Below are 22874 nucleotides of genomic sequence, written 5' to 3'. Positions count from 1 at the left end.
AATTTGATATATTATGAAACACAAAAAAATTTATTTATTGTCAACCGTTATGTTGCTAACAATAACGGTGATCGTATTGTCCTGTAAAAAAACAGCGCTAAATACTTCTGATCCAAACAATCTTACTACAGGCAACTATTATAAAACGGCAGCGCAATTAAAGTCGGGCGTTAACGCCATCTATGCGGTTATGCATCAAAACAACCTCGTATCGCGGGAGTGGTATTACCTGCATGATACCAGAAGCGACGAAGTAGCACCGGGTGGCGGACAATTGGAAGCTCCAAGGCTCCAACTAATCAACAATACCGACGATCCTACAAACTCTGTGATGAATTCTGTATGGAATGGCTGGTACACAGTAATTTTCCGTGCCAATGTTGTAACAGATAACGCGGCAAATGTTACCGATAACATAGCCGACGCGAAAAAATCAGTGGGCGAGGCAAAATTCCTGCGTGCCTGGGCTTATTTCGACCTGGTAAGCATGTGGGGCGGGGTGCCACTGGTAACATCAGTTCCCAAAAGCCCAACCGATTTTAAACCACGTGCGGAGGTTGCCGCCGTTTATGCGCAGATAGTTCAGGACCTTACAGATGCTGCAGCAGTGCTACCCGGAAAATCAGCTACTGATCAGGGACGGGCCACGGCATCTGCCGCCTATGCTATGCTGGGCAGGGTGTTAATGCAGCAAGGCAATTATGCTGATGCTAAAGCTGCATTTCTTAAGATACCTACCAGCGGGGCCGATGGCTATTCGTTAACTTCCCGTTATCTTGATAATTTTGAGTTAGCTACCGAATTTAACAAAGAATCAATTTTTGAAGTTGTGTTTGTAGATAAAGGAACTAATGGTTACAACTGGGGCGGCGAAAGCGCAACTGAAGACCAGTCAACAGTTAGAAACCAGGAATACTGCCCTGTTGCATGGAGAAACCTTATTCCTTCAAACAAATATCTGAATGAATTTGAAAGTACCGCTACGGGTGCGGTAAAAACAGATCCACGTTTTTCATATAGCGTTTATCAGAGCGGCGATGTTTATAACAATGGCCAAAGCACATTAAGCGATGCCGATCAAAACGGAAATTCTTCGGTGTTGAACGGCGTTACCAAAAAAATCAGCTGGCGTAAATTCATGATCATTTACCAGGAAAGTGCAGCTACTGCAGGCTTCCACCCGGCCGGTAACAACCAACGCATTATCCGCTATTCGGAAGTTTTACTTAACCTTGCCGAGTGTGCTAACGAAACTGGCGACATCGCCGGAGCTATAACATACCTTAATATGGTGCGTTCAAGGCCAGATGTTGCCATGCCTCCTTATCCAACAGCCCAATTTCCGGTTGCTTCCAAAAGTGATGTGGTTAAAGCCATCATGCACGAAAAAATGGTAGAATTAGGCGATGAAGAAGTACGCAACATTGACATTTTAAGATGGCGCAAAAAAGGGTATTTCGCTACCGAGCCGATTGCTGCTTTCCACGCTAACAGAGACGAGTTATTACCTATACCTCAAGCTGAGTTAGATAATAATCCTCTTGTTACAGGACATCAAAACCCTGGTTATTAATTCACTTCGCACTTATTTTTAAAAAGCGGGCGGCCTACAAGCCGCCTGCTTTTTCTTATATTTATGTTAAACTATGAAAAGGCTCCTTATTGGTTTTACTGTTGCGATACTAATTTCGTCCTGTAAAAAACATACGCTATTTGAGCAAATACCATCTTCTGCTTCCGGCGTTACGTTTAATAACCTGATTACAGAAAACGATTCGATTAATCCTATCGATAATGCCACTGTATATAATGGCGGAGGTGTTGGCATAGGTGATTTTAATAACGACGGCTTACAGGATATTTACTTTGTGGGCAACATGGTGCCAAATAAGTTATATATCAACAAAGGTAACTTCAGGTTTGAGGATGTTACTGCAACAGCAGGCGTAGAAGGCAAAGGACGCTGGGGACGGGGCGCTTCTGTCATTGATATTAATAACGATGGCTTGCCCGATATATTGGTATGTAATTCGTTTGCCAATGATCCAAAAAAAAGGCAGAATTTATTGTATATAAACCAAGGGGCTAATACAAACGGTGTGCCTGTATTTAAAGAGGAAGCGAAGGAATACGGCCTTGATAGTCAGTTATTTTCTACAATGGCCAGCTTTTTTGATTATGATAATGACGGCGACCTTGATATGTATTTGACCGTAAATGAGCCAAACCCTGCCGAATTCCCGAACCAGTTCAGGCCCATTAATACCATCGGCACCGGCAGAAGCATGGGACGATTATATCGGAACGACTGGGACCCGAAACTTAAACATCCGGTATTTACGGATGTATCATTAGCAGCGGGGATCAAGATTGAAGGTTACGGGCATGCAGCAACTATTGCTGATATTAATCTTGATGGCTGGAAAGACATATATGTCACCAACGATTTTCTGTCTAATAATATATTGTACATCAATAATCATGATGGCACTTTTACCGATCAGTCTAAAGCGTATTTTAAGCATACCTCTTTCAATGCCATGGGTCAGGATATTGAGGACATCAACAACGATGGGCTGGCCGATATATTTGAGCTGGACATGAATCCTGCCGATAATTTCCGAAAAAAAATGATGTCGGGACCAAGCAGCTATAACACTATTCAAAATTTTGACCACTACGGTTATCAATATCAATATGTTCGAAATACACTACAGCTAAATCAAGGACCGTCTATAGGAGAAAACAACCAGGTTGGTAACCCAACTTTTAGCGAAATAGGCTTTTTAAGCGGTGTGGCCCAAACAGACTGGAGCTGGACCCCGATGATAACCGATTTTGATAACGACGGTTACCGCGATATCATAGTTACTAACGGTTATCCCCGCGACGTTACAGATCATGATTTTATTGCTTACAGATCCAATGCGTTTTTAATAACGCCAAAGAAGGAAGTTCTCAAGCAGATACCGTCAGTCAAAATTCACAACTATGCCTTTCGTAACCAGGGCGGTGTGGAATTTAATGATGTGAGCCTGGATTGGGGCCTGGGTATCCCCTCCTTTTCGAATGGTGCGGTGTATGCCGATCTAAATAATGACGGCGCACTTGACCTTGTAATTAACAATATCAATGATGAAGCGCTGATTTATAAAAACACCGCCGGGGAGGATAAAGAAAATGTGCACCACTACCTCAGCGTAAAGTTTAAAGGCCCAAATCAGAACCTCGAAGGAATCGGAGCTTTTGTGGATATATATTACCAGCACGGCTTACACCAGGTTTATGAAAACACTCCTTACAGGGGCTACCTTACCAGCATTCAACCTATAGCACATTTCGGGTTAGGTAAATGCAAAACCATAGACTCGGTGGTTGTTAGGTGGCCAAACAAATTCAGGCAAACATTTTTAAATGTAGATGCAGATCAAACTTTGTCTGCAAATGTTAATAATGCTCATCAAACCTATAACTGGGCAAGTCCTATACAGGTAAAAACTCCGTTGTTTACCAATATCACGGGCAAAAGCGGGGTTAAATACATTCATCGCGATACGGATTATACGGACTTTAATATTCAAAAACTTTTGCCGCATAAGCTTTCAGAGTACAATCCCGCGCTGTCGGCAGGTGATATTAATGGCGATGGCTTAGATGATATAGTTGTCGGTGGAAATTTGACCGAGCCCGCTCAGCTCTTTTTTCAACAAAAGAACGGCACATTTATACAACGGGGCCTTTTAGAAGAAAAGAAATATGATCATCCCTACCTTGATGGAGGAATTCTCATTTTCGATTCAAACGGCGATAAATTTCCTGATGTATTAATTACCGGCAGCGGTTATAAAACGCCGGCAAATGATCCCGCATATCAGGACCGCTTATATATTAACAATGGCAAAGGCCATTTTACGCTTGCAAAGGATGCGTTGCCGGTATGCTTTAAAAGTAAATTATGCGTAAGAGCATTCGATTACAATAACGATGGCAAATTAGATCTCTTTATTTCAGGCCGGGTTGAGCCATGGAGATATCCCGAACCTGTAAATAGCTATATTTTAAGAAATGACACAAAGGACGGGAGGGTGAAATTCACAGATGTAACTAATGAAGTTGCACCAGACCTAAAAAAGATTGGGTTGGTATGTGATGCTATTTTTAGTGATTTTGACAACGATGGTAAAACAGATCTGATATTAGCAGGAGAATGGATGCCGCTAACCTTCTTAAAAAACTTAGGCGGAAGATATGCGAACGTTACAGCAAAAAGTGGTGTCGGCAATAAAACCGGATGGTGGAACTCAATAATTGCGGGTGATTTCAGGCATACAGGCAGAACAGATTACATAGTTGGAAATGTAGGCTTAAATACCCTTTACCAGGCCAGTGAAGAATTTCCGGCCTTTATTACAGCAAATGATTTCGACAAAAGAAACCGGTTTGATGCATTTCCATCATTTTTCCTTCCGGGCAAGGATGGCATAAAACGCGAATACCCTGCAAATGTAAGGGATGATGCCATTAAGCAAATGATAACTTTACGTGCAAAATTCACCAACTATCATTCCTACGCGGAGGCTACAATGCAAGATGTGTTGAGCGCTGAGCAAATGAAAAGTGCGCTGCGGCTTAAAGCTACCGAGTTAAGATCCTGCTATTTTAGAAACGATGGCGAAGGTAAATTCACGATAGTTCCCTTACCTCTTGAAGCGCAGGTTTCAGCATTGAACGGGATGGTGGCCGACGATTTTGATGCAGACGGCAATCTGGATTTATTGATTAATGGAAATGATTTTGGCACTGACGTTTCAATTGGAAGATATGATGCCTTAAATGGCTTGTTGCTAAAAGGTAATGGCAAAGGTGATTTTGCTCCTTTACCAATTGCACGCAGCGGCATATATTTACCTGGAGATGGGAAAGCGCTTGTAAAATTAAAGGGCGCGGCTGATAACTATTTACTGGCGGCAAGCGAGCACTTAGGGCCACTCCGAATTTTTCAATTAAATGCTCACGTATCCATGTTAAAAATAAGTGATACAGATCAAAGCGCTGTTATCACTTATAAAAATGGTAGTAATACCAAACAAGAATTTTACTATGGTAGTTCGTTTCTTTCTCAATCCTCCAGGTCTATCCTCATTAGTGAGAAAGTAGCGCAGGTATCTATAAAAGATTATTCGGGAAAAACGAGGGTAGTTAAATTTTAGTCAGGATAATTTGAGCGGTTTAATCGATTAATTAGCTGTTCCTAAAAAGGCCTTTCTATTGGGGAAAATCTAAATCATTCTGCAAGTCCATTTTGCATGATGATTTAGATTTTTCCTTTTTTGCTCAAATGTGCGTAGTGCTTTTTACTTAAAAATATCTTTGCCTTTTACTGTCATACCAGCCATGGGCATAGACATTGGCTGCGCGCTGGTATTAAATTTAAGTGTCCTCAAATTAAGTGGTGTTACCTTGCCATCTTCTGTTATCTCCAGGAATTGGTTAGGCTTTATTTTTTGAAGATGTTGCACGGTACCACTCCCTGCCCATCGAATCTCAATATCATCGATGATACTGGCCTGCCCTATCCCTATTTCTTGCCTTAATGGAGATGAACCAAAGCTTCCGCCGGAGTTTACATCTTTAAACACATTTCTTTGTAAGCCATTTTCTGTAATAGTGACTTTGATTTGCGACCCAATAGCACTCCTGTTTGACTTTTTACCAACCAGTTTTAAACCTATCCAATTATTGTTATTTTGGCCTGGATTAAGGTACAATGCGCTTTTATAAGCATCGCCTATATAAGCCCCGCCCATCTCGATGAAAATATCCTGCAGGCCATTATTCCTAAAATCGGCAAATGACACGCCATGGCCTTTTTGCAAATTGCCGGTACGTGATGAACTGGTTACATCGGCAAATTTTTTTCCCCCTATATTCCGAAAAAGTTTATTCGGTATAAGCGATCCAAAATCGGGATTGCCGGTTCCAAAATAAATATCGGGATAGCCGTCATTATCAATATCACCAAAATTACCCCCCATGCTAAACACTACTTTGTTCAGCCCTACATCACGGGTTACATTTGTAAATGTTCCATCGCGGTTGTTTTTAAAAAGAAAAATATTGCCATTATTTGCCACAGGTGTACCCAACGCCTCCAATGCCGCATAATAACCAAGGGTTGTAGTAAAATTATAACTACCAATCAAAATATCGGGCCAGCCATCATTGTTGTAATCATAAAACCAGGTAGTAAATGTATTTTGTGTAATATTAATGCCCGCCTTTTCGGTAACATCTTCAAATTCTACATTCTTCCCTCCCTTACATTTATTTTTCAGCAAATATTTTCTTCCGCTCATGGTAGAAACAAAAATGTCGGGCCAGCCGTCGTTATTGTAATCTGCTGATGTTACACCTTTTACAAAATCGTTGATCCCACAATGCGCTTTTTGAGCCATTTCGTTAAAAGTACCATCATGGTTATTCATATAAAGTGCCGATGGATGGTTATTCTTAGGGTCGGTTCCGCCATGACTTTCCATCCCGATAAAAACATCAAGCCAGCCATCGTTATTAAAATCGGCCCATATGGCAGTTTGTGTAGGATGCATAAATTGCAGACCGGCTGCAATGGTAACATCCGTAAACTTACCGTTGCCGTTGTTTTTAAGTAATGAACTTGGCTGGTTGCCAAAACCATCCCGAAGCCAGCCTCCCCGCATTATAAAAATATCGGGGCGGCCATCGTTGTTATAATCGGTTTGTTCAATATTAAGGCCGCCAACCTCATCTTGTAAACCACTTTGAGCGGTGCGATCGCTAAAAGTACCATCTCCGTTGTTATGAAAATAATGCACGTGATCCTGAAGATCCATCCCACTTGTAATGATGTCTATATAACCGTCACCGTCAAAATCGTCGGCTATGGCACCGCCTGCCCTGCTATTCAGGTTAATACCAACATTTGCTGCTACATCTGTAAATGGCTTCACTTTGTACGGCCCATCGTCGGCATTTAAGTTAGGGATCACATATTGGGCAGGAACCTGATCAGGATAACCACCTAACGTCATATAAGCTATATTTAACAGCCATCGGGACTGGGCATCATGAGAGTTACTTTTTAAAATATTCTCCAGTGTTTCAATGGCTTGCTGCGATCCTGTTTGCGCCTGATGTATGCCTGCTCCTTTAATAGGGAATATACATGATGAGCCGTTATGGCCAAGCATGCAATTGGCACGTTCTCCTAAACGCATAAAAGCAACAGCCTGATCTGGCATTACATTAACGGGATTCATGTAAGGCGGCAGTTTTGAAACTTTTGAATATATGTCTAAAGCCTGTTGTTCATGACCTTCCTGTAACTCAAACAAAGCTTTTTTTAACAACAATTGAACATCATAGTTTGGCGAATCAACCTTTAACAGCGAATCGCTGGCAGCAAGCCGGGCATCAGAACTAAAAATATTTTGAGGATTATAATTTCGTTTTTCAAGTTGTTGCAGCAAGTCCGTCATTTTCGCCGGCGAATGTGGTTTACATGATATTATTAAACCACAAGTACATGCAGCAAAAAACATGACCATTTTTGCAAATCGTGATAACATGATATTTCGTTTTAAAAATTAGATACGTTTTTTTGTTCCCTAAACCATGAAAGGCTGCCAGATATAATAGTTTGAACCGTAAAACGGACCAAAATACTATATCTAACAACCCTCGTTAAGAAGCGATTAGTAAAGATAAAAAACGACCATAGCCCCAAACACAACGTTTGTTTATATTCATATAACATCTGTATAAATTTACAGGAACTGTCTTTCAATAGAATTTGAAATTGCTTGTCCCTTGTAAAATCGGCAGACTAATGCAAACCGCTATTAACAATGGTATATGTTTTACCCGGAAGCGTGGCTACATCATACATCCAGGTTTTAGGTAAGTCGGGCTGAAGATTTTTGTCGCTATTTTTTATGATCGGCGTTTGCAAATCCATTGTTTGGTAAAAGCGGTTTTTATTTATCCCGCTTACTGCTGTCAGCAATTTACCATTCATTTGTTGATTGACACGCAGGCGGCAGTTTCCGCCAAGTGAGGAATGTATCACCACTTTGATGATTTTATGGTTAGCCCATTTTATATCTACTTTAAAACCACCTCTTGCCATTAACCCCGATATGCTGCCATCCTTCCATTCATCAGGCAATGCAGGCAATAGGTAAATCGCGCCATCATGGCTTTGCAAAAGCATTTCTGCTATCCCTGATGTACATCCAAAATTACCATCAATCTGGAAAGGCGGATGAGCATCAAATAAATTGGGATAAGTGCCGCCAGAACCCCCGCCTATAGGTTTTATTTGATCTTTAATAAGCTTGTAGGCGTGATTGCCATCCAGTAAACGCGCCCAAAGGTTGATCTTCCACGCCATTGACCATCCAGTTGATACGTCACCACGATAATTAAGTGATTTTTTTACAGCGGCAAAAAGTTGCGGTTGCGTAAAAGGAGATATCTGGTTTCCCGGAAACAAGCCGTATAGATGAGAAACATGGCGATGATGATCATCCGTACGATCAAGATCTTCCAGCCACTCCTGTAACTGCCCGTACCTGCCAATTTGCATTGGAGGTAGTTGGTGGCGGTAGGTGGCCAGGCTATCTGCAAATCCTTTGTCAATATTTAGTTCGGCTGCTGCTCTTATGGCATCAGTAAACAAGCCATAAACTAACTGGTTATCCATGGTGGCGCCAGCAGTAACGGAGACCTGGTTTTTTCCGTCGATATACTCGTGTTCGGGCGAAACCGACGGCGACACTAACAGCCAGCCATGTTCAGGATCTTTTTGAAGGGCATCAACGTAATACTCGGCCGCGCCTTTAATTATCGGATAATATTGCTTTAAAAATTCCTTATCGCCTGAGTATAAATAATGTTCCCACAGATGCTGGCAAAGCCATGCATTTGACGTTGGCCACAAACCCCAGAAAGCTCCGTCTACAACACCGGTTATGCGCCAGATATCAGTATTATGATGTAACATCCATCCACGTGCTCCGTACATTATCCTGGCAGTAGGCTTGCCTGTAACAGACAAATCTTTGATCATATTAAAAAGCGGAGTGCTTAATTCTGGTAACTGGGTTACCTCACTTGGCCAATAATTCATTTCGGTATTGATGTTAATCGTATACTTACTATCCCACGGGCCTTTAACTTCGCCGTTCCAGATACCCTGTAAATTGGCTGGCTGCGATCCCGGCTGAGATGAACAAATCAACAGATAGCGACCGTATTGGAAATACAACTCGGCTAATTGCGTATCATTATTGGTGGAAAAATTTTGGATCCGAACGTTTGTTGGCTGTTTTGCCGCGCTATCTGCACCAAGATCGAGTTTAACCCTGTCAAAATACGAGCGATAAAACTTGATGTTTTCAGCCAACAATTCATCGTAACTGTGCTCATAGGCCTTGCTTAAAATATTTTCTGCCCGAAGCATTGAATTTGCTGAAACATCGTGATAGTTGATAAAATTGGTGGCCATAGAAAGATATATCACGACCGTATCTGCATTTGCGATAGTAATGCCCGAAGTATCTGCAACGTTTGTGCCTCCCGAATTTTTGACCCTGGTGAGCACATTAAATTCTATTTGTCCTTTTTGCCCTTCGTGCTCACTGCCCTGGCCGGATAAAACCAATGCTTTTTCGTTATTTATGGTGACTGAAGATTTAAGAGGGCTTTGAAGTTTTAGCCTGCAGTTAATCATGCCTGGCTTATTGGCTGTAAGTTTTACCATGAGCACATTTGCGCCGAACGAGGTAAAAAACTCTCTTTTATAGTTAACGCCGTTTAAGGTATACTTTACCGTAGCCGTGGCATTCGTTATATCCAGGTCGCGATAATAATTGCTAACGGCATCTGATCCAGGAAAGCTGATATATAAATTACCGGCAAGTTGGTACGGCATGCCGCTATTACCTTTTGGGCCAAGTTTACTGTTAGCTAATTCTTGCGCTTCCGCATACTTTTTCTCAGAGAGCAACCGCCTAACCTGATCAATGTATGGCCTCGCACTTGAATCAATTGTATTATTGGGGCCCCCTCCCCATATGGTTGATTCATTGAGCTGAATCCGTTCGTCTTGTACGTTGCCAAACACCATCCCCCCTATAAAACCGTTACCAAGAGGCAGGGCTTCGTTCCAGTTTTTAGCAGGTTGATTATACCACAATTTATATCGCCCGGAATTATCGGGTACGCTATTTTTTTTACCGGCGTAATTTTTCTGTTGAGCTTGTATTGATGAAAACATCAATAATACCACAGCAAATAAATACACTTTTTTATTAACTAATCTTGTCATATACTTTGGTTTGTAACGTGCAATCCTCATTGGACAGCATTATTATTATCTTTCTATTGTATCGTCTGTTTCAGCAACATCCGCGTTTTAAATCCATGCTGTGTGCCTAATGCTTATAGCCTTCGATAATAAAACCCATTGATCACGCCTCATCGCGAAGTTAAACAACGCTCGGGTTAAAAATTCACTACAGACCAGTAAGCATTTTTGCGTTGAAGGTTTTCATTAAACAATAAAGGATACGCTTTTCTAACCGTGCGGGGCGTGTTCTCGCCTGCGGCAGCTCCGCCAGTTAATCCTCCACCTCTCTGATCCAACCAGCTGTATTTGTCAGATACGTTCCAGAAAGTAACACTTGTTATAAACTTTTTATACTGCCTGAAGATATCGAACGCCATTTTGTATTGGGCTATTTGTTTGGCTTCCAATTCTGGCGTATAACCCGGGTCAGGGGTTGGCGGAGTTGATCCGGGCGCAGGTTTTGGTTGTGGCAAACGAATAGTAATATCCAGTTCGGTAAATTGAACCTTTAAACCTAACGAGGTTACTTCATCCAAAGCTTTACGTAATTCGTCGGGCGATGGTTCATATAATTTCCAATGTGCCTGCATGCCCACCCCATCAATAGGTACGTGGTGCTCAATCAATTTTTTTAACAATTTAAATATCTTTTCTCTCTTTACCGGGTGTTCGCTGTTATAATCATTGTAGTATAACTTAGCCTGCGGATCGGCTTCATGCGCATATCTAAAGGCAGCCTCTATAAAATCGGGACCATTGCATATATTGTACCAATTGCTTTTACGATATACCTGCGTTGTATCATCGCTATCATCAACGGCCTCGTTAACCACATCCCATGCATAAATCTTCCCCTTATATCTTCCCGCAACAGCAAAAATATGATCCTTTAAGCGCCGCAACAGCAACTCTTTGGTAACCGGCTTTCCGTCGCCCCCTTTAAACATCCATGCTGCTTCCTGGTTATGCCAGCATAAGTTGTGCCCGCGTATTTTAATATGATGACTCACTGCAAAATCAACAATTTTGTCGGCATTTTTCCAATTATAAATATCTTCTGATGGATGTATCGGGCCCATCTTCATATCGTTCTCGGGCGTTACACTGTTAAATTCTTTGACAATTAATGCAGAATCAGGACCATGCAGGGAAGCCATACTAACCGCCACACCAATTGGGAAATAGTTTTTATAATAATCTTTTAAACCTTTATCTGGATGATCGGCTTTTGTACCCGCCTGGAATGAGGAAGCTACCTGGTGTTTAGGTGAACATTGAACAAACGATAAAACAATAAACACAATGGCCGGGAGCAGGAAGCCCCCGTCTGTTTGTTTAGTGACAGTTGAAAAATTCATAAATCATTAATGGTTTTATTTGATAGTGTTTAACTGTGCTTACATCACTCCGCGTTACTCATCTTAAACAGGTTAAAGTTTAACGGTTTGTGTAAGCTTGTAACCCAACAATGAAAGCATTGCCTCGCCATATCGTTTGCCTAATAACCTGTAGCCTTCTGCTGTAAAATGAAGATGATCACGGGAGCAGGGACAACCTGCTGAAGAAATAACGTATGAATTAGTAACGGCCTGAGGTAAGGTTGCAATAATTTTATTCATCGCAGCGCAAGCACCGTCCTGGTCAGCATTTACTAATTCGCCTGCAAGTAGAGGCACTTTTTTAGGATTCAGGTTTAAATCTTTGATCAAATTATCATAAATCCCTTTTACTTTTTTTGTCCATAGCGTATCATTAGGGTTCGATTCTCCCTGGTGTAACAAAATACCCTTAATTACACCAGCCTTTTGAGCTGATCTGGCAAGTTCTATCAACCTTCCATATGGATTTCCACCATATTCAGCTGCAATACTTTTCATCCAACCGGGGGCTGTTGCAAGGTATGATTGATAACTATCCTTTTCAAAAATTTCAATTTTGGCACCGGCGACAGAGACATTTATAATGCCGACCCTTATATTTTCAGGAAGGTTAGCAACCAAAGTCCGGCCGAAATAATCTGCCGGAGTTAAGCCCGTAGTACACCGCGCCAATGGCGGCACGGCCGTATACCAATTATCTTTTATCCTGCCTTTGTCGCCACAATCAACAGCTTGCAACAGCTGAAACCGGCTATCAACAGCGGTAGTGTCTTCGGCTTCAATTTTTGCATTACCCTCCATATTTGATTGACCAAAGCAGATAAATATGTAAAATTTCTTGTCTCGCGAAAAGCTTTTCAGGCTTAACAAAGTGAGGCATGCAACGGCTATGAATCTAAACTTCATTTTCATGTATAATTTCAATTCTTAAATATCATGCCTGCAAACTGGTTTAAGGAGCGTCTCCAGGATTGCCACTCGTGCGCAGTGCCCGGCGATTGGTAAAATACATGTTTAATGCCTGCCTTTTCAAGCCCCTCGTGAAAGCCCTTTACCATGGTTTGCATTCTTTCCTGCTCGGTAGTTCCAACACTTAAGTAAAGTACTTTAACCTTTTCGTTAAAAGCATTTGCATCAGCAAATACGCCGTTATACATTTTGGTTATATCGGTACCTGGCTGCATGAAACCAGCGCCGCTAAAACCTCCTATATAAGCAAATTTGTCAAGATTGGTCATTGTAGTTTGGAATGTTTGAAATCCTCCCATTGAAAGCCCAGCCATAGCACGGTGATCGCGGCTTGCCAGCGTCCTGAATTTTTCATCAACCATTGGAACAATTTCTTTCACAAGCACGTCCGGAAAAACATTTCCTGCCATGCTCATTCCAGGTGCGTTAGTAGCTACCGGCTGCGTTGGATCTGTGGCATATCCCCTATCCATAACAACTATCATAGGCGTTGCCTGTTTCCCGGCGATGAGGTTATCCAATATAAAGTTCATTTTACCTTGTGCGGGCCAGCCGGTTTCGTCTTCGCCCGAGCCATGTTGTAAATAAAGTACCGGGTATCTTTTGTCGGCTTGCGTATCATAGCCGGGAGGTGTGTATACATTTGCCCGCCTCCAGGCCTTTGTTATGTTTGAGTAGTAATTTACTGAACGCACTTCACCGTGGGGCACATCTTTGGTGGTATAAAAATCACCCTCCGGATCAGGAATATCAATCCCGCTTGCCATTCTTCCCATACCGTAAAAAGTTTGACTTGACGGATCGACAACGGCAACGTCATCAATTATCAAAGAATAATAGTGAAACCCTAACACAATCGGGTCGGTAGTTACCGTCCAATACCCCCCGGTATCTTTGGTCATCGGGTACTTTTTCAATAAGTCAATTTGAACACTTTGTGCCTTCGGGGCCTTTACACGAAAAAAAACTGTATTGTCTGGAAATATCTGCGGGTATTGCACGCCCGGAATATTAGTGGGCGCCGGTACACCTGTTTCATTATAAGAATAACGGGCGAAGGTTGAGGCATCTACCGGCTTAAAAAGCATTTGTGAAAACATATATAAGCCGTTTTTCCAAACCTTAAAGTTATGCACACCCGGCTCGATATAGTAAACATGCGGCACGCCTTTCTCTGCCAGGTAATCATGGGTGCGTTTGCTGAATGCAATTAGTCCGTCGCTTGATCCACATGATATCCAAAGCAATTTCAGCTTACTTTTTGCCGCGTCGGGGTTGGGAAGCAATTCTTCAGGTTTTTTTGTATTGGGGGCTGACGAAAAGCCACCTACCCATGAAAATACGTCAAGGTTTCCCAAACCGAAATTTAATGATTGCCCGCCTCCCATCGATAAGCCTGCCACTGCCCTGTGATCCTTATCAGTATATACACGGTATTTACTATCAATAAATGGTATCAGATCGTTCAGCAAATCTTTTTCAAAAACGGCAAACCCTTGTACCTTATCGGGTGCCATGATATTTCCCGTCGCGCGGTCGTCCTTCATAGCTCTGCCGTTCGGCAATACTACTATCATAGGTACAATTTTACCTTGCGCATAAAGGTTATCCAATATCACCTGGGGGCTGCCACCGTTATACCATTCTTTTTCATCGCCACCAATACCATGCAAAAGATACAGCACGGGATATTTTTTGCTTTTAGAATATCCGGGAGGTGTGTAAATAAGAGCACGGCGGGTATTGCCCACCGTTTTTGATTGATAAGTGATGGTATCAATTTTGCCATGCGGAATATCTGTGCGAAATACATCAAAACCCGCTCGTGCCTGGCTAACTATATCTTGCGAATAAACCGGTGCATTAAACAAAAGAACGGCGCATACCGCGAGGAAAACCTGCTTAATGTTTTGTAATATGTTCATTATTAATATTGTTTAGGTGTAAATAATTTATCAATTGGTTTGTGGTTGTATAAGCTGGTATGAGCCGCTGAGATGCATAAGGCTGAATACATACAACAAGCCATCATAATATGGATCGAAATATCCATCTGCATAAGGCTCAAGTTTAGCGTTCCAAAGAGGCCGCACAAAATCGAATTTTGTGTTATCGTTTATCATGAGCGAGGCTGAGGCCGAGGTGGCCACCAATCCCAAAGAATGCCGTAACTTCTTTACTCCTCCTGCCGGAAGAACAAACGCAGGCGTAGATCCATCTGTATTAAACTGATCCTCAAAATCATTTATCCCCTTTGAGCGTAAAAAGTTTTGAAAGCGCTTAGCATACCCTTGCTGCCACTTTTTGTCTTTCCCAAACCAAACATAATCCATCGCGATATTCATTGGTACGCGCCAGGAGTCGAAGCGAAAAGCCGACGGCATTCGCCTCCCACCGAGTGACTTGCCATTAAAATCGGTATTATCAGGATTAAGAGCTGTAACGGGGTCACAGGCCCTGTGTAAAAACGCTCTTGCTGTATCTGCACAATCCCGGTAAAATTGTTCATGGCCGTCTTTTGCATAAAGCGCCCATACTTCGTAAAACGCAGGCAAGTGATAGGAAGGATCTGTCCACTCATACCCGCCGCCTTCGGGCACAAAGGAAATTTGTTTCGCCGCAATGTTTATTAAAGGATGAACACTCGCGGCACCTTCTTTTTTCCACATGGCGTCAAGGATCCTCCTGGCCTCTCCATAATAATTAATGCCTGTATTATTTCCCCACCGGTTGGAGGCAAAAAGGAGGTCGGTGATATAGTATAATTCCCCGTCAGATGCAGAACCTTCTGAATTACGCTTCATAGTTTGGGGATTAATGCTCCAGGCAAAATACCCTTCGCTTGGTCCGTCCTGGTGTTGAAGATATTTTTTTGACCATCGCCATATACGGTCGAAGACATCTTTTTTATTAAGTTGTACGGCGATCATCATACCATACGAAAGGCCCTCTGTTCTGGCATCGTGATTTTTCACATCAGACACGTAGGCCATTGAATCGCCTACCTCGAAATAAACCTTGTTGGGGCCTTCAAACACATCATGATAAGCCTTGGCTACCTTAATGTTGATATCATCCTTGCTGTACCCTGCTTCATGAAAAAGATCAGGATAAACGCCGGATGCAAAGGCCCCTTTACCTGACATTTTTTTTGAAGCTTTGTGATTTTGGCTATTTGCCAAAGCAGGCAGCAAAGCAATCATTACATACAATAACACTAATTTTTTCATACTCACGTGGTAGTTAAATAAAGATTTTGTCTTACTAATTTTCTCATTGGTTAATAAAAAGGTCATCCTACTTGCCAGGAAACCTTATGCTTTTAATAAAGATGCTTTGCGGAACGCCTGCAGGATACCGCACAAAAACATCATGCTGCCCGGTAACATTTTTAAGTTGTTTGCTGAAGGTTTTATAATTACCGCTGCCTGTAGCGTTTAGCGGTATTGTGGCTATCAATTTACCGTTCTGAAGATCATCAAGCCATATTTGAAGCTTGCCCTTGCCTTTTGAAGAAGCAACTACCTGGACGGAAGATGCCGACTGCCTTCCAATTTCCACACCGGATATCATAAACCATCCGCCATATATAGATGTATTGGTTACCGTTTTCCCCATCACTTTGTTAACAGTTGCTATTCCATAGTAGTTACTATAGCTTGCTGCGGGTAATGAGGAGGATCCGTCTTTACAAATAAAACAGTCGAAATCCGCCGGCTTTCCTTCTGCAAATAACCCTACACTTGTACCTACCCATGAATTATAATTTGGCTGGGTTTCATCAAGCTTAACTGCGTTAATTGGCCTGCCTAAAGAAACCCAGGCTTTTCCGTCGCCGCTATAATATCCGGTTAGCTCGTGGCCGTTTCTTTCCAGTTTCAGCCAAACTGTGTTTCCGAAGATGTTCGGCGCGCTTCGGCTCGCGGTATCCATTATAAAAACAATTTTCTTTCCGTTGTTGTAACCGCTGTAAAGCTTCACTACCACGGTCTGGTTTCCGTTAGTGAGGTAAATGCCAGCCTTGGTACCGTCATTCGATGCACTCAGGTCAACCTTTGTAACAGCGGAATAATAGTGGTCCGTTTCTTTTTGAACAAGGTGGGTACGGGATGAATCGGGCACAAGCCTTATCCATCCCCTCCGGCCGGTAAGTGAATAGGCGGCTGAAGCTTTTTTGGTGAGGAAATGCCAATTCAGGCTTAATTCACTGCCGTCAAAATAATCTGTCTTTACGCTTGTCCATGAAATACCTGACCGTGGCAGGTTTGGTTTCCGGATAGGTGTGGTGACCGGCGCCATACCCCATGGCCTGTCGCCCTCCCAGGTTACCGGGTAAAGCGAAGTTTGTCGTCCGGCACCTGACCAATCGTTGCCATCATACTTTTCATAGCTTTGTCCAATAGTCCACCAGGTGCCATCGGCTAATTGAAAGGGAGCTGAAATGTGGTTAGGACGACGGAAACCTGCCTTATCATCTGTAACCGGTTTAAAAAAATCACCCAGCCTTTCCCATTTTGTCGAATCGCCGGTCAATGCTCTTCCTCTTAAAACATATTGTCCGCCGGTAACATCGCCAGCCGGAAAGTAATAATAATAGCCATTGCGTTTACACATTACTGGACCCTCTGCCCAGCTATATTGTAGCCTGGCGTTTACCCAGTCGAGATTTATCACATGATCTGTCAATTGCCCATCCTTACCCAGGGCTTGCAAACGATTAACTTTTTGACCGTTTTTTATTACCATGTAAGGTTTTCCGTCATCATCCACAAAAATGGAGTTGTCATAGCCAAGATTACCTGTTTCGGGATTAGACTTTACCTGTACAGGAGCAGACCACGGCCCTTTAGGGGAATTTGCCTTACAAAACCACTGCCCTCCTGCCGAAAAATAGATCCAGTAAGAGCCGTAAAAATAGGTTATAGCACCCTGCCAGATACCAGCGGAAGGCCGGTCAGTAACCCAGGCAGCTTTGGACGATGGCAACACCCTGCTTATTACCTCCCAATGAATGAGATCTTTTGAGTGATAAATGGGCAGGTAAGGGTTAAAATGAAAGGAAGATCCGCAATGATAAAAATCATCGCCCACTTTAAGCAAAGTGGGGTCCGGGTGGTCGCCAGGTAACACAGGGTTCACATAGGTGTTAACTGTTTGATAAAACAAAGAAGAATCTGGCATTTTTCCCTGGCCATTGGCAAATAAAACAGCGAGCGTGAAGATGAATATAAGGCCGGTAAGCCTTGTGAATTGGTTCATAATATTTAATTAATTCAGATTGTACCCCAGGGTGTTTAAGTTGAAGCGTTGTTTAACTGATTGGCGGTTTACCTGGCGAATAAGTATTATGCATTCACGGCCTCATAATTTAGTTTGCTAAATAAAAAAGGGAACAATGGTAAAACCAATAATTGTTAAATCAACATCAACCAAAAGTATTTTGAAAACAGAACTTGCTGTGACACAAATGTTGATTAAATTAACACTTTAGTTGAAATAAGCGATCTTTTCCTGCACAGGCGCCTTAATCAGGCATGGCATATCCAAAACCCTAAATCATTTAATACCTGAACATTCAGTTGCGGTACCGCAAACAAATCGCAATACGGGGGCAAGTCAACAATAATAAACAGCGGTTTCAATTTGCGATGAATTAAGAGGTTTCTATTGGGTATACTATGCCGACATGATCAAAAATCTACGTAAATAATTTACAGACAATCTGCTTAAGAATGTTATTTTTTTATTTATGCAATCGATTGTTTTTTTTGAATTTATAGTTTAGATTTACGTTGTGTGATTTTTACTAAACGATTGAAGTCGCACCTTTATAAACCTCATGTTTCCGAAAATGAAATTATCAGTACACTTATCTGCCGATAAAAAGGGAGGTGCCTGTACAATTTTAAAAAAAGCAATGGCATCTGGCATGTTAAATACCTCACCATCACATAAGCAAACTACTGTTACTCGGTTGTTTTTAATTGTATTAACGGTATCACTCTGTATCAGTACCCAATGCCGCGGGCAGGCCATACGATTTACTGTACTGACATCTCACGACGGCTTGCTTTCAAATACGGTTAATGCGATCATAAAGGACCGTTACGGATTTTTATGGTTTGCTACCGCCGATGGACTGGACAGATTTGACGGTTTGGAACATAAGCCATACCGTTTTGATCCCGCAGACAAATCAGGCTATCGGTCCAAAGAAGTAACAAGCATGTATGAGGACGCAGCAGGGCAGTTTTGGGTAGCTACGATGGGAGGAGGATTATATTACTTCGACCGTTCTCACGATCAGTTTCGAACCTACCAGGAGAGTTCCGCAAATGGACGTCTTGCAAATAGCTACATAAAATCTATCTACGGTGATGATCGTGGCCGTCTTTGGATTGGTATGCTGGGTGGCCTGTGCGTACTTGACCCTAAAACAAAAAAAGAAATATTTTACGAGGCCAACGAAAACAAACCCGGGCAGCTCCATTCGGGTATCATATTATCTATCTTCCGGGATAGCCAACGGCGAATGTGGGTTGGTACAGATAAAGGGCTGTATCTTTATGATAAAGGATCAAACAGCTTCATTGCCTTTCTGCATGAAAAAAACAATCCCTCAAGTATCCCAAGTGACGGAATCAATACCATAGCCGAATGCCAGCACAGGTTATGGATAGGTACCGATGATGGACTATGCAGTTTATCGCCGGATTTAAAAACTTTCAGAAATTTTAAATACAGCCCCACTGACGATAGCACGATCAGCGGCAACCTTATATATAGCATAGCCGCGAACGGTGATAAAATTTGGGTAGGTACCGAAGGTGGTTTGAATATTATAGACCCACTATCGGGAAAGGCAACCCGCTACAATCACGACGACAGGGATAAGTTTAGCGTAAGCAGCAAATCTATCCGCTGCATTTATAATGATCCCGAAGGGATTTATTGGCTTGGCACCTATCAGGGTGGAGTTGACAAGTATGACAAACACCTTACCTTATTTAATTCAAAGCAAAATAATGCATATGACCCGGCCGGCCTAAGCGCGCCTTTTGTTTCATCGTTCGCCGAGAACAAGGACGGGGATCTGTTTGTTGGCACAGACGGCGGAGGCTTGAACCTTTTTCACATCAAGAGCGGTTTGTTTAGCCATATCGCTATAAAAGCTAAGGCAAGAAGTAATTCTGCTGGTCTCCCTATATTATGTATGATGCTTGACCACAACCAGCAACTCTGGATCGGCACGTTTCAGGATGGCCTATTTAATTACAATACAAAAACAGGGCAGTATCAACAGTTAAATGCAGGAAACGATAATGCGCATATAAACCATAACGAAATTTTTTGTTTAAAGGAAAGCAGCAAGGGAAAGATATGGATAGGGACCAATGGCGGCGGCGTTAATGTGTTTGACCCTGATAAAAAAACCTTTTTTAAATACGTTTCAACTCCTGCTTCTGCCGCAGAAAGGCCGTTACCTGTGAATGGTTTTATAAGAGCTATTGAAGAGGACCAGGAGGGAAATATATGGATTGGCACCTATGGCAGTGGAATTGCAGTTTTAAATCCTGCAACTCAAAAGTTTAGGGTGTATAATAATAAGAATACCGGCATGGCAATCGATCGCACGTTTTCGCTGTTGCAAGATCATAAGGGTAACATGTGGATTGGCACCGCCGGAGACGGGTTATATTGCTTTAATTTCAACAATAAAAAAATCGTTAATTACTCCGCACCAGATGAACTGCCAGACGGAGTAGTGCACAAACTACTGGAGGACAATAGCAACAACATATGGTTGAGTACCGATAAAGGAATATGTATGCTTAACGCGGCATCCAAAAAGTTTACTCACTATTCTGCCTACAATGGCCTGCAAAGCGATGCATTCATCGACGGATCGGGCCTACGGTCAACCAAAGGCCTGCTTTTCTTCGGCGGAGACCGGGGCTTTAATTATATTGACCCGCAGCAGGAAGTAAAACGCAACAACAATGCGCCTCCTGTATTTTTAACCACCCTTAAAGTAAATAATAACATTGTATTATCCGGCAGTCACTCGCCACTTAAACAAGATATTTCGGTAGCAAAACAGATTGACCTGGACTACAAGGAAAACTTTTCAATCAGTTATTCTGCAATTAATTTTACGCTTCCCCAACGCAACAGATACGCCTACATCCTTAAATCGTTCAATAAAAGCTGGAATTATGTAGGCTCAGCTACTACAGCGTATTATACCAATTTAGATCCTGGCGAATACCTTTTTGTAGTGAGGGCTTGCAACAACGATGGAATATGGAACAACTCTGGTGCACAAATCCGCATCGTGATTCATCCCCCCATTTGGATGACCTGGTACGCCTATTTACTATATGCCCTGATGGCTGTGGGCACACTTCTGCTCATCCGTCATAGGGCTATAAAGAAATTGAAAAGCAAACTTGCGCTGGAACAGGAAAGAAGGGAAGCGGAACAACTGCATGAACTTGATCTGCTTAAGATTAAATTCCTTACTAACCTGAGTCATGAGTTCCGCACACCAATTTCGCTTATCATGGCACCGGCAGATAAGCTACTGGCAGAACATAAGGATGAGCAAACCACAGGCCAATTGGCAGTGATACGACGAAATGCGCGACGGCTGTTGAATTTGGTAAATCAACTTTTAGATTTCCGCAAATTAGAAGAGCAGGAATTAAAGCTTAACCTGGCCGAAGGTGAAATAATTTCATTTATAAGCGACGTTGTAGATTCTTTTCATGATTTGTCAGAATCGCGAAGCATCACGTTTGATTTTAAGGCACCACAGGAAAAATTATTCGTACGTTTTGATCACGACAAAGTGGAGCGTATTTTATTTAACCTGCTCTCCAACGCCTTTAAATTTACATTACCTGAAGGGACGGTTACCGTTAATATTACGCAGCATCCCACATCACACACAGATAAAACCGTGTTGGAATTAAAAATAAGTGACTCCGGTATTGGTATTGCCCCGGATAGAAAACATTTTATATTTAAACGGTTTTATCAGGCAGGGGATACTAATATAGGAAATGTAAACCCGGGAAGCGGAATCGGTCTTTCAATCACAAAGGAATTTGTTGAAATGCATGGTGGCAGCATAGCTGTTGAAAGTGAATTAGGAAAAGGTTCCGTTTTCAGCGTGTTAATTCCTCTTGAAGTTTTTGCAGATAGGTCAATTGCCGTTCAGCTGCCGGTTAAAACAGATGTTAAAGAAAACGATCTGCGGATAAAAAGGAATAATGCCCAGGCAATTACAAACATGCCAACACTGCTTATCGTGGAAGATAATGATGAGTTTCGCTATTACATTAAAGATAATTTAATTGCCCAATATAAAATTGTTGAAGCTTCAAATGGTGCAGAGGGTTGGGATAAGGCGCTATCATGCCATCCTGATTTGATCATTAGCGATATAACGATGCCATTCATGAATGGCATTACGCTGAGTAGAAAAATAAAAGCCGATAAACGTACCAGCCATATTCCATTTATAATGCTTACCGCCTGCACGCGCGAAGATGAGCAACTAAGAGGGCTTGAATCGGGGGCAAACGACTATTTGACCAAGCCCTTTAATTTTGATATTTTAAATATCAAAATTAAAAATTTATTACAACTCAATACCATGCTCAAAAACACCTATAAAAAGCAATTGACGGTAATCCACCCCGATATAGAAATTGAATCAAGCGGAGAGAAGTTTTTAAGTAAGGTGATCAATTACATAGATAACAACTTAAATAATCCGAAGTTTTCTGTCGTAAATCTCAGCGAACATTTGGCAATGAGCCGGGGTGCGCTTTACACAAAAATATTTGAGCTTACCGGCCTTCCCCCCGTTGAATTTATCCGCTCGTATAAACTCGACCGCGCCGCGATATTGCTTCTGAAGAGCGATCTCACGGTTACACAAATAGCCTATGAAGCCGGTTTTGCTACACCCCATTATTTTTCCCGATCGTTTAAAGAGAAATTTAATATGCTACCTTCTGATTACAGAAAGGTGGAGAATAACAGGGTGCTGGCATAGAAAAGAGGCTTTTATGTAATTGATATAAGCTGCCGCTGATGTGCGGGCAAGTAACCGAAGCCAATAGCGC

10 protein-coding genes are annotated in these 22874 nt (G+C 42.1%); 3 read left to right on the top strand and 7 right to left on the bottom strand.

All coding sequences use genetic code 11. The annotated features are described in order from the left end of the window. Positions 1–13: 13 nt before the first annotated feature. Together AC1D0K_RS25050 and AC1D0K_RS25045 are read left to right on the top strand one after the other, a co-directional pair. Complete coding sequence (locus tag AC1D0K_RS25050) at positions 14–1573, top strand: RagB/SusD family nutrient uptake outer membrane protein (protein ID WP_477392183.1); 1560 nt, start codon at positions 14–16, stop codon at positions 1571–1573. A 73-nt stretch (positions 1574–1646) separates the two neighbouring features. Continuing rightward, positions 1647–5210, top strand: a complete 3564-nt coding sequence (locus AC1D0K_RS25045) for a VCBS repeat-containing protein (protein ID WP_477392184.1) — start codon at positions 1647–1649, stop codon at positions 5208–5210. Positions 5211–5354: 144 nt separating this feature from the next. Here AC1D0K_RS25045 and AC1D0K_RS25040 read toward each other — a convergent pair whose 3' ends face one another. The 7 genes from AC1D0K_RS25040 to AC1D0K_RS25010 all read right to left on the bottom strand — a co-directional run bounded on the left by AC1D0K_RS25040 (position 5355) and on the right by AC1D0K_RS25010 (position 17997). Continuing rightward, positions 5355–7607 carry an FG-GAP-like repeat-containing protein gene (locus tag AC1D0K_RS25040; protein ID WP_477392185.1) on the bottom strand — a complete coding sequence of 751 codons (2253 nt, stop codon included), beginning with the start codon at positions 7605–7607 and terminating at the stop codon, positions 5355–5357. A 257-nt stretch (positions 7608–7864) separates the two neighbouring features. After that, positions 7865–10369 carry a glycoside hydrolase family 95 protein gene (locus AC1D0K_RS25035; RefSeq protein WP_477392187.1) on the bottom strand — a complete coding sequence of 835 codons (2505 nt, stop codon included), beginning with the start codon at positions 10367–10369 and terminating at the stop codon, positions 7865–7867. Positions 10370–10545: 176 nt separating this feature from the next. Beyond that, complete coding sequence (locus AC1D0K_RS25030; RefSeq protein ID WP_477392188.1) at positions 10546–11748, bottom strand: endo-1,4-beta-xylanase; 1203 nt, start codon at positions 11746–11748, stop codon at positions 10546–10548. A 72-nt stretch (positions 11749–11820) separates the two neighbouring features. Then, entirely contained in the window at positions 11821–12675 is an 855-nt protein-coding gene (locus tag AC1D0K_RS25025) for a sialate O-acetylesterase (protein ID WP_477392189.1), read from the bottom strand. A gap of 14 nt (positions 12676–12689) precedes the next feature. Continuing rightward, positions 12690–14663 (bottom strand): alpha/beta hydrolase-fold protein, encoded by a 1974-nt coding sequence (locus tag AC1D0K_RS25020; protein WP_477392190.1) that lies wholly within the window; start codon positions 14661–14663, stop codon positions 12690–12692. 30 nt (positions 14664–14693) lie between these two features. Beyond that, positions 14694–15968, bottom strand: a complete 1275-nt coding sequence (locus AC1D0K_RS25015; protein WP_477392191.1) for a family 8 glycosyl hydrolase — start codon at positions 15966–15968, stop codon at positions 14694–14696. 67 nt (positions 15969–16035) lie between these two features. Further along, positions 16036–17997, bottom strand: coding sequence for a family 43 glycosylhydrolase (locus AC1D0K_RS25010; RefSeq protein ID WP_477392192.1), 1962 nt, complete (start codon positions 17995–17997; stop codon positions 16036–16038). Positions 17998–18589: 592 nt separating this feature from the next. Between AC1D0K_RS25010 and AC1D0K_RS25005 the strand changes: the two genes are divergently transcribed. Next, entirely contained in the window at positions 18590–22804 is a 4215-nt protein-coding gene (locus AC1D0K_RS25005) for a hybrid sensor histidine kinase/response regulator transcription factor (RefSeq protein WP_477392193.1), read from the top strand. The last annotated feature ends 70 nt before the right edge of the window (positions 22805–22874 follow it).

Source organism: Mucilaginibacter sp. P1_A3 (genome assembly GCF_056406855.1).
Note: the sequence above shows the minus strand (reverse complement) of the source record. Positions and strands in the feature narration are given on the sequence as shown.

Excerpts from the sequence above, each read along its gene's own strand:
- AC1D0K_RS25035 (WP_477392187.1), bottom strand. The coding sequence starts at position 10,369 with ATGACAAGATTAGTTAATAAAAAAGTGTATTTATTTGCTGTGGTATTA.
- AC1D0K_RS25030 (WP_477392188.1), bottom strand. The coding sequence starts at position 11,748 with ATGAATTTTTCAACTGTCACTAAACAAACAGACGGGGGCTTCCTGCTC.
- AC1D0K_RS25040 (WP_477392185.1), bottom strand. The coding sequence starts at position 7,607 with ATGTTATCACGATTTGCAAAAATGGTCATGTTTTTTGCTGCATGTACT.
- AC1D0K_RS25010 (WP_477392192.1), bottom strand. The coding sequence starts at position 17,997 with ATGAACCAATTCACAAGGCTTACCGGCCTTATATTCATCTTCACGCTC.
- AC1D0K_RS25050 (WP_477392183.1), top strand. The coding sequence starts at position 14 with ATGAAACACAAAAAAATTTATTTATTGTCAACCGTTATGTTGCTAACA.
- AC1D0K_RS25045 (WP_477392184.1), top strand. The coding sequence starts at position 1,647 with ATGAAAAGGCTCCTTATTGGTTTTACTGTTGCGATACTAATTTCGTCC.
- AC1D0K_RS25015 (WP_477392191.1), bottom strand. The coding sequence starts at position 15,968 with ATGAAAAAATTAGTGTTATTGTATGTAATGATTGCTTTGCTGCCTGCT.
- AC1D0K_RS25025 (WP_477392189.1), bottom strand. The coding sequence starts at position 12,675 with ATGAAGTTTAGATTCATAGCCGTTGCATGCCTCACTTTGTTAAGCCTG.
- AC1D0K_RS25005 (WP_477392193.1), top strand. The coding sequence starts at position 18,590 with ATGAAATTATCAGTACACTTATCTGCCGATAAAAAGGGAGGTGCCTGT.
- AC1D0K_RS25020 (WP_477392190.1), bottom strand. The coding sequence starts at position 14,663 with ATGAACATATTACAAAACATTAAGCAGGTTTTCCTCGCGGTATGCGCC.